14 protein-coding genes and 1 tRNA gene are annotated in these 13,521 nt (G+C 69.1%); 13 read left to right on the forward strand and 2 right to left on the reverse strand.

From position 1 onward, the window contains the following. The first annotated feature begins 31 nt into the window (after positions 1-31). From ACGFYN_RS35775 to ACGFYN_RS35820, 10 genes are all read left to right on the forward strand, one after another. Positions 32-2,263 carry a cell division protein FtsK gene (locus tag ACGFYN_RS35775; protein ID WP_393870113.1) on the forward strand — a complete coding sequence of 744 codons (2,232 nt, stop codon included), beginning with the start codon at positions 32-34 and terminating at the stop codon, positions 2,261-2,263. A 140-nt stretch (positions 2,264-2,403) separates the two neighbouring features. After that, a complete protein-coding gene (locus tag ACGFYN_RS35780; RefSeq protein ID WP_393870114.1) occupies positions 2,404-2,661 on the forward strand; it encodes a hypothetical protein in 258 nt (85 codons plus the stop codon). Positions 2,662-2,685: 24 nt separating this feature from the next. Then, positions 2,686-2,940 carry a hypothetical protein gene (locus tag ACGFYN_RS35785; protein WP_393870115.1) on the forward strand — a complete coding sequence of 85 codons (255 nt, stop codon included), beginning with the start codon at positions 2,686-2,688 and terminating at the stop codon, positions 2,938-2,940. A 16-nt stretch (positions 2,941-2,956) separates the two neighbouring features. Further along, positions 2,957-3,151, forward strand: coding sequence for a hypothetical protein (locus tag ACGFYN_RS35790; protein ID WP_393870116.1), 195 nt, complete (start codon positions 2,957-2,959; stop codon positions 3,149-3,151). 14 nt (positions 3,152-3,165) lie between these two features. Further along, a complete protein-coding gene (locus tag ACGFYN_RS35795) occupies positions 3,166-3,774 on the forward strand; it encodes a hypothetical protein (RefSeq protein WP_393870117.1) in 609 nt (202 codons plus the stop codon). 3 nt (positions 3,775-3,777) lie between these two features. Continuing rightward, entirely contained in the window at positions 3,778-4,287 is a 510-nt protein-coding gene (locus ACGFYN_RS35800) for a hypothetical protein (protein WP_393870118.1), read from the forward strand. An 89-nt stretch (positions 4,288-4,376) separates the two neighbouring features. Next, positions 4,377-5,276: a bifunctional DNA primase/polymerase gene (locus ACGFYN_RS35805; protein ID WP_393870119.1), complete on the forward strand. Its 900-nt coding sequence runs from the start codon at positions 4,377-4,379 to the stop codon at positions 5,274-5,276. Further along, the gene (locus ACGFYN_RS35810) at positions 5,273-6,430 is read left to right on the forward strand and encodes an AAA family ATPase (protein ID WP_393870120.1); all 1,158 of its coding nucleotides are present in this window, start codon (positions 5,273-5,275) and stop codon (positions 6,428-6,430) included. Before ACGFYN_RS35805 ends, ACGFYN_RS35810 begins: the two co-directional genes overlap by 4 nt. Beyond that, positions 6,427-6,621, forward strand: coding sequence for a helix-turn-helix transcriptional regulator (locus ACGFYN_RS35815; RefSeq protein ID WP_393870121.1), 195 nt, complete (start codon positions 6,427-6,429; stop codon positions 6,619-6,621). The genes ACGFYN_RS35810 and ACGFYN_RS35815 overlap by 4 nt, the downstream gene beginning before the upstream one ends. Then, complete coding sequence (locus ACGFYN_RS35820; protein ID WP_393870122.1) at positions 6,618-8,078, forward strand: tyrosine-type recombinase/integrase; 1,461 nt, start codon at positions 6,618-6,620, stop codon at positions 8,076-8,078. Before ACGFYN_RS35815 ends, ACGFYN_RS35820 begins: the two co-directional genes overlap by 4 nt. A 61-nt stretch (positions 8,079-8,139) precedes the next feature. Here the strand turns inward: ACGFYN_RS35820 and ACGFYN_RS35825 are convergent, their stop codons facing one another. Then, positions 8,140-9,135, reverse strand: a complete 996-nt coding sequence (locus ACGFYN_RS35825) for a hypothetical protein (RefSeq protein ID WP_393870123.1) — start codon at positions 9,133-9,135, stop codon at positions 8,140-8,142. Between the two features lie 539 nt (positions 9,136-9,674). Further along, a tRNA-Arg gene (locus ACGFYN_RS35830) sits at positions 9,675-9,746 on the reverse strand. Between the two features lie 592 nt (positions 9,747-10,338). Here ACGFYN_RS35830 and ACGFYN_RS35835 point away from each other — a divergent pair. The 3 genes from ACGFYN_RS35835 (at position 10,339) to lysA (ending at position 13,400) form a co-directional block, all read left to right on the forward strand. Further along, complete coding sequence (locus ACGFYN_RS35835; RefSeq protein ID WP_393870124.1) at positions 10,339-10,812, forward strand: response regulator; 474 nt, start codon at positions 10,339-10,341, stop codon at positions 10,810-10,812. A 181-nt stretch (positions 10,813-10,993) separates the two neighbouring features. Further along, a complete protein-coding gene (nrtL, locus tag ACGFYN_RS35840; RefSeq protein ID WP_393870125.1) occupies positions 10,994-11,983 on the forward strand; it encodes an ArgS-related anticodon-binding protein NrtL in 990 nt (329 codons plus the stop codon). Between the two features lie 25 nt (positions 11,984-12,008). Further along, the gene (gene lysA, locus ACGFYN_RS35845; RefSeq protein ID WP_393870126.1) at positions 12,009-13,400 is read left to right on the forward strand and encodes a diaminopimelate decarboxylase; all 1,392 of its coding nucleotides are present in this window, start codon (positions 12,009-12,011) and stop codon (positions 13,398-13,400) included. Positions 13,401-13,521 lie beyond the last annotated feature (121 nt).

The following is a 13,521-nucleotide window of genomic DNA, read 5'->3' on the forward strand; positions in this document are numbered from 1 at the left end:
CCGACTTCCCTCCCGAAAGAAGGAAGCCTCAGTGAAGCACCCCGACGACGACAACGAACTCTTCAACCGACTGGAAGCCGAGATGACCGCCGACCCCGGCGGGGAAGTAGTCGACCTCGACAAGGCGCGGTCGGCCCGGACCGAGTCGACCGACCCGAACACTCGACTCGATGCCGACCAGTCGGCCGACTCCAGCGAGGACCGGTCGGACGTGGAGTCGGTCGACCCGAGTACGCGTGTGATGGTCGACCAGCCGACCCAGAAGTCGGCCGGTCCGGGCTACCTCGGTCGGCTCGCGGCCGCCAAGCGCCGGGACGTGATCCCGGTCTGGCTGCGCTCGCTCGCCGAACTCAAGACGGCGTCGGCGTGGGTGGCTCACCACTACGCCCACACCGTCGGGTACCACGCGCTGCGTGCCCCGGTCTACGTCGCTCGCCTCACCCTCCAAGTGCCCACCGGCACGGCACGGTTCGTGGGCGGCACCATGCGCTGGATGGCCGACCGCGAGGGCGAGCCGGTCCGCCTCGCCGCGGTCCGGCGCGAGGATGCCGCCGAGTATCTGAAGCTGTCGCGGCAGCGCGACGGCCGCGTGCGGCTGCGCACCCTGGTGACGGTGCTCGCGCTGTTCGTCGGGCTCGGTTCGGCGCTGGCCATCTACGTGCTTGCCCCCGACTGGCTGCAGGCGTTGTCGGTGAGCGCCGTGGTCCTGGCGCTCGGCTCCGTCGGCCGCAAGGCGGACGCACCGGTCATCCACAAGGCTGTGGAACTGCCCGACGCACCCAAGCTCACCAGCGACATCGTGCTGCGGGCGCTGGGCGCACTGGGCATTCCGGCGATCAACCAGGCGCAGGCCAAGGGTCGGGACGGCTTCGCCTTCACCGCACCCATCACCCGCGACGGGCCCGGCTGGCGCGCCGAGGGTGACCTCCCGTACGGCGTGACGGTCACGGACGTGATGGACCGCCGCGAGCGGCTCGCCTCGGGGTTGCGCCGCCCGCTGGGCTGCGTGTGGCCGGAGGCTGTGCCGGACGAGCACACCGGCCGCCTGGTGCTGTGGGTCGGCGATCAGGACATGGCCAAGTCCTCCCGGCCCGCGTGGCCGCTGGCCAAGTCGGGTGTGGTGGACCTGTTCAAGCCCGCCGCATTCGCCACCGACCAGCGCGGACGCTGGGTTGAGGTCACGCTCATGTACATCGCCGGGGTGATCGGCGCCATCCCGCGCATGGGCAAGACGTTCTTGCTGCGCCTGCTCATGCTGATCGCCGCACTGGACCCGCGCGCTGAGCTGCACACCTACGACATGAAGGGCACCGGCGACCTCGACCCGGTGGGCGATGCGGTCTCCTACCGTCACCGCGCCGGCGAGGATGAGGAGGACTTCGAATACGCGCTCGCCGACATGCGCGAGGTCCGCGGCGAGCTGCGCCGCCGCGCCAAGGTGATCCGCTCTCTGCCCCGGGACATGTGCCCGGAGTCCAAGGTGACCTCGGACCTGGCCAACAAGCCGTCGCTGGGACTGCACCCGATCGTGATCGCGGTGGACGAGTGCCAGAAGTGGTTCGAACACCCCAAGTACGGGGCGGAGTTCGAGGAGATCTGCACCGACCTGGTCAAGCGGGGCCCGGCAACCGGGATCGTGCTGCTACTCGCCACGCAGCGCCCGGACGCGAAGTCGCTGCCCACTGGGATCAGCGCGAACACGTCGGCCCGCTGGTGCCTGAAGGTCATGGGCCAGCTGGAGAACGACATGGTGCTCGGCACTTCCTCCTACAAGCGCGGCGTGCGCGCCACGATGTTCGCCTGGGCCGACAAGGGCATCTGCTACTTCGTCGGCGAGGGCGCGGACGCCCGCATCGTCCGGTCCGCGTTCGTCGACGCGCTGGTCGCCGAACGCATCGCCCTGCGGGCCCGCGCCGCCCGCGAAACCGCGGGCACACTCGCCGGATACGCCCTGGGACAGGAGCTGGAGGCGAGCGAGTCGGCCGGATACGACCTGCTCGCCGACATCCTCGCCGTCGTCCCGTCCGAGGAGCCCAAGGTGTGGTCCGAAACCGTCGTCGCCCGGCTCGCCGAACTGCGGCCGGAGGTCTACGGCGGCTGGGATGCCGAAGGACTCGCCGCCGCGCTCAAGCCCTACGGCATCGCCACGGCGCAGGTGTGGGGCAAGACAGAGTCCGGGAAGGGCGCCAACCGACGCGGCATCGAACGCGCCCGGATCACCACCACTGTTGCGGAGCGTGATGGAAAGCGGGACGCGGGCTGAGTGGATCTCGGCGCTAGACCTAGCACCACACCCCGCTAGGTCTAGCGGCACCGCTAGCACCCCATATCGCACCTGATCAGGCTGCTAGTGCCTAGCGGCCTCCTCCTCGCACACCCCAAAACCGGCCCAGGAGGCCCCAGATGACCCCTGTGCTCGTCGCTAGCGCCCTCCTTCTGTCCATCACCCTCGGTTACGTATCCCTGTGCGTGGCCTCGCCGTTCGGCAACTGCCGCAAGTGCCGCGGCATGGGCCACGCCCTCAAGCACGACCGCAAAGGCCGGTTGAAGCGCGGCAAGGACTGCCGCCGCTGCAAGGCGACCGGCAAGCGCATACGCGTCGGCCGCTGGCTCTACAACCGCGCCGCCCGCATCTACCGCGCCGGCACCCACACCCCCTGACCGTCCGCCCGAAGGAGTACCGCCATGCGCAAGGCACTCGCGGCTGCCACCGCGACCATCGCCGCCGTTCTGGCCCTGGGCGCGTGCAGCCCCGACTACGCCCCCGGGCCAGCCGGGACCGTGCACGACCGCAGCGCCGCCTACTTCAAGTCCGGCGGCTGGCGCTACCGGCTCACCGTCACCACGACCGACGGCCAGCGCCACGGCTTCCGCGTCACGCGCGACGACTACCGGCACTGCTTCCACGGCTCCGCCTACCCCACCTGCACCCACCACTGACCCCGGAAGGAATCCGATGGTCCTGAACATCTCCGCCGTGCTGCTGTTCGGCGCCGCATCCGTCCTCGCCGTCAAGACCAAGTCCGCCGGGGGCGGCGCCGCCCTGGTGCTGTTCCTGTTCGGCTTCTTCGTCGCCGGGACCGGCGCATACGAGCCCATCCACAACCTCGTACAGGCGTCAGCCGACGCTCTGTCCGCCCTCGGTAAGTGACGGGAGACAGCCTCATGAACGAACCCATCGTCGCGCGCCACTGGCTCGCCGCCTCCGCGCCCAAAGCAGCGCCCGCCCTCGCCACCACAACCGTGCTCGCGCTGGCTCGCATCTGGAACGCCAACGGCGCCGAACACTCCATCGGAAACGCCCTGTTGATGACCGTCCTGTCCGCCGGGGCCGCGGCTGCAGGAGCCTGCGCGAGCGTCGGCTACGCGGGAGACAGCACGATCGCCGGGACCGCGTTCGCCGCCTCCGGCGCCCTCGCCTTCGCCGGGGTGGCCGGCTACGCCGACGGGCTGCCGCTGCCACTGCTGCTGTGGACGCTGGCTACGGCCGGCGCCTACGCACTCGCCGCCCGCTACTGGCGCAAGGACCGTCGCGAAACGGTCGCGTATGAGCGCCACGTGAGCGAGCGACGCGAGGAACACGCCCACATCGAGCGCGTCGAGACCCTCCGCGCTACGACACAGATTGAGGCGGCCCGCACCGGCGCCGCCTACGCCGAACAGCTCGCCGCCGCCCTGGTCCACCGCGCCGCGCTGCCCAGCTTCGACCCCGCCGCCCTGGAACGCGCGGGCCTGCCCGCCCTCCCCGCCGTCGACACCGACAAGGAGCGCTGAGCCATGTTCGAGATCCGCGTCATCAGCAACCCCGCCGACACCGACCGCGTCACCACAGCGCTGCGCGAGGCGTTCGCCACCGGCGCCGTGCGCCACTCCTACACCCGCGACCGCAAGCGACACATCGTGTACGTCACCGCCGACCACCGGCCCGAGCCGGTCGCGTGGCCGACACCGCAGCAGGCGTACGCACTCGCCCCGAGCATCATCAGCGAGATCGGCTGGACCGCCGACCGCGCCCGCCGGCACCTCAACGGCAGCGACGTCGACCGGGAGTACTGGCTGCGCAAAGCCGCCCTGCTGGACCGCATGGCCCTGGACGACGAGACCGCGCGCCTTCACACCGACGTGCCCGTCGTCGCCCTGGGCGCAGCGCTCCGCCTCCTGGAAATCGACTGCAACGGCGACGGCCAGTACAGCGGTGACCCGTACTGGCCCGAACACCCCGCATCCGTCGCCGACCCGCGCGGCTACGTCCGCCAGGAATACGCCGCTTGGGCCAAGCACCAGTAGCAACGCCGCGGCGGCGGGACTCCCCAGCAAGGTCGCCCGCCGCCGCGGTTCTCCCTGCCCATCCGTAGACAGAACAGGAGAGCCCAAGAATGCCGCACCCGGACGGCTCTGCCCAGCTCGCCGCCGCGCTTGACGCAGCGTCGCGTGACTGGCGCGTCTTCCCCCTCATCCCCGGCGACAAGCGCCCGGCCGTCTCCAACTGGGAGACCCGCGCTACCGCCGACCCAGACCGCATCACCCGCGCCTGGTCTACCGCCGTCTTCAACGTCGGCATTGCCACCGGCCCTTCCGGCCTGGTGGTCATCGACCTGGACCGGCCCAAGCACCCCGGCGACACCCCGCCGGCCGCTTGGGCCGAGCACGGCGTCACCGACGGCGCCGACGTGCTCGCCGTACTCAGCGAGCGCCACGGCCAGCCCCTTCCCGCCGACACCTACACGGTGCGCACGTGGAGCGGCGGTACTCACCTGTACTACCTCGCGCCCGAGGGCGAACCCCTGCGCAACACCGCGGGGGACAGCGCCCGTGGGTTGGGCTGGAAGGTCGACACCCGCGCATGGGGCGGACTCGTGGTCGGCGCGGGGAGCACCTTCGCCGGACGCCCGTACGAGGTCATCCGGAACGTCCCCGTGGCGCCGCTGCCGGGCTGGCTCACCGATCTCCTGCGCCCGGCCCCGCTGCCCGCGCAGACGCCCATCACGGTTGCTCTCACCGGCCATGGCCGACGCACCGCGTTCCTCCGCTCCGCCGTCAACGGGGAAGTGGAGCGAGTCAGCAACTCCGGCCCGCACGAGCACAACAACGCCCTCTACGTCGCCGCCATCGCCCTCGGACAGCTCGTTGCCGGAGGCGAGCTGAGCGAAGCCGACGTGAGCGGCTGGCTGTTGGCTGCCGCGCTCCACGTCGGCCAGGGCGAGCGCGAAGCACGACGCACCATCGCCTCCGGACTCCGGGCCGGAGCGCGACGCCCTCGGACGGTCGCGGCATGAGCGCCAACGCCATCCCGCCCCTGCACCTGTACTCCGTGCCCAGCGACCCCGAGACGCCCCCGCAGGCACCGCCGAAACGGGAGCGGCCGAGGACCGCATGGACAGCCGACCAACTCATGGCCGCGCACTTCCCCGATCCGAAATGGGCCGTGCCCGGCATCCTCGCCGAAGGGGTCAGCGTGCTCGCCGGACCGCCGAAGGTCGGCAAGTCCTGGCTCTCCCTTGGGCTCGGGCTGTCGGTCGCGGCCGGCGGAAACGCATTCGACTCCGTACCCGTAGAGGGCGGGCCGGTGCTCTACCTCGCGCTGGAGGACACCCCGCGCCGTCTCCAGACCCGCATGGGCAAGCTCCTCGGCGGTCAACCGGCGCCCGCCGGGCTGACCTTGGTCACCGAGTGCCCGCCCTTCCCCCAGGGCGGCACCGAAGCCATCGCCCAATGGCTGGAGCGCAACCCGGACGCGCGCATGGTCGTCATCGACGTGTTCACCAAGATGCGTGGCCAGGCCCCGCAAGGGGTGTCGGCGTACGACGCGGACTATGTCGCCGTCGGCTACGCCAAGCGGCTCGCCGACCACTACGGGGTGGCCGTCGTCCTCGTCCATCATGTCCGCAAGGCAGGCTCCGAGGACTTCCTCACGGAAGTCTCCGGCACCAACGGCATCGCCGGCGCCGCGGACGCCACGCTCGTCTTGAAGCGAGCACGCGGGCAGGCAGACGGCATCCTGCACGTCACCGGCCGCGACGTCGACGAAGCCGAGTACGCGCTCAGCTTCCAACCCGCCTCCGGAGCCTGGCACTTGCTGGACGGTCCCGTCTCCGATCACACCGTCAGCGACACCCGCGCCACGATCCTGCGCTACGTCCGCGCCCATCCCGGCGCCAAGCCGAAGGACATGGCGGGTGAGCTGCCGCAGGTCGATCTCGACACGATCCGCCGTACCTGCAATCGCATGGCCGATGCCGGACAGCTCACCAAGGATCCCGGCGGCCGGTACTACCCGGACACCGACACCCGGACACAGGGCGCCCAAGAGGTGTCCGCACTGTCCGGCTGTCCGGTTACACCCGCTGACCAGCACGAACACCTCGGACAGTCGGAATTGGAGCTGTCCGGCCTGTCCGGTGCGGACGAAGCCGAGGGGGAGGCGGAATGAGCGCCCGTACGCAGGACGAAAAGATGACCGTCGAAGAGATCATCACCGATCTGAAGGTCGCCCCGTCGACCTTCTACCGATGGCGCCAACTCGGCAAAGGACCCCGCGCAATCAAGCTCCCCAATGGCGACGTACGAATCCGGCGGTCTGAGTACGAACGCTGGCTTACAGAGCGGGAGGACGCTGCGTGAGCACGGATGACAACTCCCCTGTTCTCCGGCCGCACGGAGAGGCCAAGCCGGGGTATTCCCTCGATATCCGGCTGTGGAAAGTCACGAAGGTTAATCGAAAAGCGCGCCCGTACCAACTCCGCTGGGTCGTAGGCGGGAAAGTGAGCAGCGCAACGTTCGCCACATCGGCACTTGCCGAAAATCGAAGCTCGGAATTGCGGCAGGCAATGCGCCGGGGTGAGGCTTTCGAGATTGCAAGCGGACAGCCGGAGTCCGAACTTCGAGCGGCAGCGCAAGCAGCGAAAGCCTCAGAAGAAGAACTGCCGTTGCGGTGGTACGAGTTCTGCCGCAAATACGTTGCCGGGCGGTGGCGTACGAGCGCGGCCAAGACCCGAGAGGGCATGGCGGACGGTCTTGCAGCCGTTACGCTGGCCATGGTCAAGCGCGGGGAGGGCGCTCCTTCGGATGAGCAATTGCGGTTGGCTTTCCGGTGGGGCATCGTGCCCGCAAATGCGGGGGAGGATCCACCGGCCGACCTCAAAGCCGCTTATGACTGCCTCACGACGATGGATCGTCCGGTGGCAGATGTGGCAGACGCTGCGGTGTTCGAGGACGTGCTCTACCGCCTCGGGTACAAGCTGGACGGCACCCCGGCGGCGGGCGACACGTACAGGCGCCGGCGCCGGGCCCTGAACACCGCCCTCGAAAACGCCGTGGTCGTGGGGGAGCTCTCCGAGAACCCACTTCTGCGCGCCCGCCGGAAGCACGTCGGCTCCAACGGCACGGTTGACCGTCGCGTCCTGGTGAACGCTGTACAGGCCCGGCAGTTGCTGACCGCCGTGTCCTATGTCGGGTCGTGGGATCGCTGCCGTGGGCGGCGCCTGGTGGCCTTCTACGCGGTCCTGTACTACGCGGGGCTCCGGCCCGCTGAGGCGGTTGGACTTCGGCTGTCTGACTGCCACCTTCCAGAGGCGGGTTGGGGGACGCTGACGCTGCGAGAGACGCGGCCCGTCTCCGGGAAGCAGTGGACCGACTCGGGGGAGCGGCACGACCGCCGTGGACTGAAGGCGCGGGAGGCTGCCAGCGACCGACCCGTGCCCATCCCGCCCGTCCTGGTGGCCATCCTTCAGGCTCACCTGAAGGTGTTCGGAACCGCCAAGGAGGGGCGCGTGTTCGGCAACGAACGTGGTGGAGTGGTCGGCTCATCCACCTACTGGCGGGTGTGGGAAGAAGCACGGGAGTATGCGCTCCCGCCGGAGCGCATCGACTCGCCGTTGGCCGGGCGCCCTTACGACCTGCGGCACGCGTGCATCACGCGGTGGCTGAACGCGGGGGTACCCATTGCTGAGGTGGCCCGGAGGGTCGGTAATTCGCCGGAGGTGATCCATCGCCGCTATCACGGCTGTATCGACGGACACGAGGAAGCCGCCAACGCGAAGATTTCCAAGTCACTAGAGGAGGAGGGAGACGCCACATAGCTGTGCGTCGCAAGTGCCCAGGGCGGTCCTGAAGGCCAGGATCGCCCTGTAGCAGTGGAGCTCAAGAAGTCGAATTTTCCTGAGAGATTGCATCTGGATCGGTGAGATCTTTGTGGGTAATGACGACAGGCTTCGCTTTTCCGGCCTTGCTCGCCGTAGTTGCGGGGGGAAGGGCCCGGATAGCGACAAAGTAGACGCGGACGCCAGACATCTCGACGTAAGGCGGCCAAGCTTCAGAAGCTCCGTCGGTCGGGAACTCGAGAAGTTTGTCGGTGACGTTGTAGATCACCAGGTATCCAACATGCTTATTGTAGTCGTGGGCATACTGGATAATCTGGTGAAAGCCCTTGGCGATGTAAGTCTTGCTTGTCTGCGGCCCGAAGATCTTTCCATCGCACACCAGGGGATCGGAGGTGCTCAGATCACCGACCAAATCGGCCTCACCGGAAGCGGATCTCGGTTTCGCGACGACGTAGTCGCCCTCAAGGAACAGGAACCGCTGGAGATCCAGCACATAAACGTCTTCCCCGCTGCCCTTGTTCTCCAGAAAGCGGGCGTAGAGCGATTCTCGGTCGAACCACTCGGTGCGCCACTTATAGCGCTCTAGCGTATGCAACACACTGCTCTGCGAGCCGATCCGGTCGCCGAGATAGTTGAACAGATGCTGGAGAATGTCCTCGGTAAACTCCCGCCAACTGTCGGCCAGATCGCCGCGAGAGTATCCGCTGGCCAACTGCCATCCATAGTTTGGATTGGTTTTGTCCTGCTCGGCGACCTCCTGCATGAGCCTCCATACCAGCGTGGCACGGCCCTCCTCAGTATTACTTGGCCATGAAAACTGCTCTGCCGGACCGAGGCCCTGAGTGAAGGTCTCGTACTGAGCATCCACATCGGGCTCCTCCCGTCCAGCCTCGGCTAGCAACCCCAGGAGCGCAGGTTGCTTGTTGATCCACGCGACGACTAGGCGCACTTCGTGGCTACTAGTCGTATGTGACGCAGTCATCAGACGCCGGAACTGTTCGCGCACGGCAATGTGTAGGTCCTGCTGGTACTTCACCTGAAGAGTCCCTTCAAAGCCTCTTTGATGTGCTGTTCCAGCACGGCCCCCGTGTTCTGCACACTGCCGGCGTTGTCTTGCAGGAGGATGCGGGCGCGGCAGCTGGGGCACGTGACGGCTGTCTGGGTCACGATTTCGGAGTGTCGTACCCAGACCGGGTAGCGGCATCGCGGGCACGGAATCTCGTAGGTGTGGCTGAGGAGCCGGGTGGAGAGCGACTGACCCATAGGGACATCTTGCCCGGCCCTCATGTGGTTTCGCCCCGTTTTTGCGAATCGTCTCGGCGTCGCCCCGGGGTAAAAGTCGTCAGTGAGCTGTGTCGTACGGACTCGGTGCGGCGAGGCTGCAACCACAGATGCCAACCCGCGGGCCACGGGGGACGCTACGGGGTGTGGCGGAGGTGTGTCGTGTGTATCGCAGATGGTGCGTGGACGCTGAGAGACGACGAGAGAGAGCGGGAGTCAGTGAGACTGACTCCCGCTCTCTCGTGTCGGCATTCGCGCTGGTCAGAGCACGGTTCTTGCTGGCTGACTGGCGAGTGCCCCCGGCAGGATTCGAACCTGCGCACACGGCTCCGGAGGCCGTTGCTCTATCCCCTGAGCTACGGGGGCGTGTCTGCTGCGCTGTGTGCGCGGCGACGGGTAGAACCCTACCAGCTGATCCAGGGTGTTCATGAACGGGTTTTCCGGCGTCGGGAGCAGTGCCACCCCCTCGCTGCCGTGCACGGGTTGCGCCACTCGTGCGGCCACTCGTCGCCCCTTCGGCGGCACCCGGTGCAGCGCGCCCCCCTGTCGCCCAATGCGTCAGCATCGCCGCACCCTTCAACCGCCGACTGGTGCCCCGATCCCTTACCTGCCAACCCGCGAACACCCCTCAACCGCCAATTCATGAGCCGCCCTCCACCGCCGGCCCACGGCCATCCCCCAACCCCGCCGGCCCACGGCCACCCCTCCACCGCGCTCCCACCCACACCCACGCCGAGCCGACCCCGCCCCCCACCAGTCCCACCCCACCCCCCACCCCCAACGCCCCCCACCCCCAACGCCCCCCACGCCACAACCGGCCACCCTCCCTCCACCCCCCCCAACCGCCCCCAACCAACCCCCACCCCCCAACCCCCAACCCCCAACCCCCCGTCCCCCACCCGAGCCAGAAACAGGGAAAAGCCGGACGCGGTGGCCGGTCCCGACCTACTCTCGAGTTGTGCCAGGCGCGTCGGGTCGGGTGCTTGTTGTGGACGACAACAAGGTCATCCGGCAGCTGATCAGGGTCAATCTCGAGCTGGAGGGTTTCGAGGTGGTGACCGCGGCTGACGGTGCCGAGTGTCTGGATGTCGTGCATCAGGTGCGTCCCGACGTGGTGACACTCGATGTCGTGATGCCCCGGCTCGACGGACTTCGTACCGCCGCCCGGCTGCGCAGCGATCCCCGGACCCGTGACCTTCCCCTGGCCATCGTCAGCGCTTGCACCTCCTACGAGGTCGACGCCGGACTGGACGTCGGAGTCGACGCCTTTCTCGCCAAGCCCTTCGAACCTGCCGAACTCGTGCGTCTCGTACGGCAGTTGATCGAGCGCCGGGGTAGCGGCGAGAGCAGGGGAGAGAGTGGTCAGTCCGAGGTCGGGAGCGTGCTCGGCGTCGGCGAGGCCGAGCGGGCCGGGCGCGGCGCCGGCGGCTGACGCCCACGGCTGTCGCCCGCGTGACCCCCGCGGCAACCCGGAAAGATCCCCGTAGATCCCCGTAGATCCCTGCCCCCTAGCGCGCGTAGCACCGCGTAGCCGCGCGCAGCCCCCGTCCACATCCCGGACCCTCCCCAAACCGACTCGCATACCCACCCCCCTCCTCCCATACGCTTGTCCCGTGACCCCCGTCGAGCTGTCCCGCACCGTGCTGCGCGCGGTGCGTCGTGCTGTCGATGGTGGGGAGCTGAGTGTGGCCGTGCCGCGACGGGCCGTCGTCGCGCCGCCGGGTCCGGGCGGGTGCGGTGACTACGCCACCAGCATCGCCCTCCAGCTCGCACGACCGGCCGGCCGGCCGCCGCTGCGGGTCGCCGAGATCCTCCGGCAGCACCTCGCCGGGGCGGACGGTGTCGCCGACGTCGTCGTCACCGGGCCGGGTTTCATCAACATCAGCCTTGACGGGACGGCGGCCTCCGCGGCCGCGCTGACCCGCGAGATCCTCGACGCCGGACCGGCCTACGGCCACGCGGACTCCCTCGCCGGGCAGGTCGTCGAGCTGCGTATCCCGTACGACGTCCGCGCCGAGGTCGTCGCGGACGCGCTGGTGCGGATCGTCGGTTCGCAAGGGGGGCGCGTGGAGGTGAGCCACCGCGAGCCGGTGAACCTCCGGCCCGTGCCGGCCCCCGACGACCCCGCCCTGCTCGGCCCCGCCGCCGCCCGCTGGGCGCTGCTGCACCCCGCGGCCCACGACCGGCCCCGTATCACCGCCGATCACCTGGTCCAGCGCGAGAGCAACCCTCTCTTCCGCGTCCGTTACGCCTACGCCCGCACCCGGGCCCTCAGCCGCAACGCCGCCGACCTGGGCTTCACCTCCGTACCCGGAGACGTAGAAGAAGAGCCGCACCAGACCCCGGCCCTCCTCCTCTCCACCCTCACCGACCACCCCCGCGTCCTCGCCCGTGCGGCAGCGCACCGCACGCCCGACAGCCTGGCCCGGCACCTCGTCGGCGTCGCCGATGCCGTTCTCGCCGTCCTGCCCGCCGTGCTTCCGCGCGGTGACGAGAAACCCTCGGCCGCCCACCGTGCCCGGCTCGCGCTCGCCGAAGCCGCCGGGGCGGTGCTGGCCGGCGGCCTGTCCCTGCTCGGCATCGACGCACCCGATCACCTGTGACGCACACAGAAAGCCACCCGAGAAAATGAGCCGTTCCGCACACCCCGCCGGGCCCCGTCACGCCGACGTCCTTCCCGAGGGCCACTACTCCGCCCCGCCCACCGACCTCAACGTGCTCGACCCCAAGGTCTGGGCCCACACGGTCACCCGTGACGAGGACGGCGTGGCCACCGTCGGCGGCGTCGACGTCAAGACGCTCGCCGAGGCCCACGGCACCCCGGCCTACATCCTCGACGAGGCCGACTTCCGCGCCCGTGCGCGGGCCTGGCGCAGCGCCTTCGGGGCCGACGCCGACGTCTTCTACGCCGGCAAGGCCTTCCTCTCCCGTGCCGTCGTGCGGTGGCTGCACGAGGAGGGCCTCAACCTCGACGTCTGCTCCGGCGGCGAGCTCGCCACCGCCCTCTCCGCGGGCATGCCCGCCGACCGCATCGCCTTCCACGGCAACAACAAGTCGGTGGAGGAGATCCGCCGCGCGGTCACCGAGGGCGTCGGCCGTATCGTCCTCGACTCCTTCCAGGAGATCGTCCGCGTCGCGCACATCGCGCAGGAGCTCGGCAAGCGGCAGCGGGTGCAGATCCGGATCACCGTCGGGGTCGAGGCGCACACGCACGAGTTCATCGCCACCGCCCACGAGGACCAGAAGTTCGGCATCCCGCTCGCCGGGGGACAGGCCGCCGAGGCCGTGCGGCGGGCGCTGCAGCTCGAAGGGCTCGAACTGATCGGGATCCACAGCCACATCGGCTCGCAGATCTTCGACATGTCCGGCTTCGAGGTCGCCGCGCACCGCGTCGTCGGGTTGCTCAAGGACGTCCGGGACGAGCACGGGGTCGAGCTGCCCGAGATCGACCTGGGCGGCGGGCTGGGCATCGCCTACACCAGCGACGACGACCCCCGCGAGCCGCACGAGATCGCCAAGGCGCTGACCGAGATCGTCACCCGTGAGTGCGAGGCGGCCAGGCTGCGCACGCCGCGCATCTCCGTCGAGCCCGGCCGCGCCATCGTCGGCCCGACCGCCTTCACGCTCTACGAGGTCGGCACCATCAAGGCCCTGGACGGCCTGCGGACGTACGTCTCCGTCGACGGCGGCATGTCGGACAACATCCGCACCGCGCTCTACGACGCCGAGTACAGCGTCGCCCTGCTCTCGCGCACCTCCGACGCCGAGCCGATGCTCGCCCGGGTCGTCGGCAAGCACTGCGAGAGCGGGGACATCGTGGTGAAGGACGCGTTCCTGCCCGCCGACCTGGCACCGGGTGACCTCATCGCGGTGCCCGCGACGGGCGCCTACTGCCGTTCCATGGCGAGCAACTACAACCACGTGCTCCGGCCGCCCGTCGTCGCGGTGAACGACGGCGAGGCCCGCGTCATCGTCCGCCGTGAGACGGAGGAGGACCTGCTGCGCCTCGACGTGGGGTGAGCCGGAGAAGAATGGAAGAAACGAAAGGGGTGGAAGATCTCCTGTCCTGCCACCCCGTACAAATGAAATCGATGTCTCACGATCCGGACATGGGATAGAAACTCCCGTCCGGTGAGTGAGA

The sequence above is a fragment of the Streptomyces sp. NPDC048419 genome, from assembly GCF_043200415.1.
Taxonomy (GTDB): domain Bacteria; phylum Actinomycetota; class Actinomycetes; order Streptomycetales; family Streptomycetaceae; genus Streptomyces.

What these genes read in the sequence shown, in the direction of transcription:
- ACGFYN_RS35800 (WP_393870118.1), top strand. Translation starts at nt 3,778, where the DNA reads ATGTTCGAGATCCGCGTCATCAGCAACCCCGCCGACACCGACCGCGTC.
- ACGFYN_RS35780 (WP_393870114.1), top strand. Translation starts at nt 2,404, where the DNA reads ATGACCCCTGTGCTCGTCGCTAGCGCCCTCCTTCTGTCCATCACCCTC.
- ACGFYN_RS35795 (WP_393870117.1), top strand. Translation starts at nt 3,166, where the DNA reads ATGAACGAACCCATCGTCGCGCGCCACTGGCTCGCCGCCTCCGCGCCC.
- ACGFYN_RS35810 (WP_393870120.1), top strand. Translation starts at nt 5,273, where the DNA reads ATGAGCGCCAACGCCATCCCGCCCCTGCACCTGTACTCCGTGCCCAGC.
- ACGFYN_RS35815 (WP_393870121.1), top strand. Translation starts at nt 6,427, where the DNA reads ATGAGCGCCCGTACGCAGGACGAAAAGATGACCGTCGAAGAGATCATC.
- ACGFYN_RS35805 (WP_393870119.1), top strand. Translation starts at nt 4,377, where the DNA reads ATGCCGCACCCGGACGGCTCTGCCCAGCTCGCCGCCGCGCTTGACGCA.
- ACGFYN_RS35790 (WP_393870116.1), top strand. Translation starts at nt 2,957, where the DNA reads ATGGTCCTGAACATCTCCGCCGTGCTGCTGTTCGGCGCCGCATCCGTC.
- lysA (WP_393870126.1), top strand. Translation starts at nt 12,009, where the DNA reads ATGAGCCGTTCCGCACACCCCGCCGGGCCCCGTCACGCCGACGTCCTT.
- ACGFYN_RS35785 (WP_393870115.1), top strand. Translation starts at nt 2,686, where the DNA reads ATGCGCAAGGCACTCGCGGCTGCCACCGCGACCATCGCCGCCGTTCTG.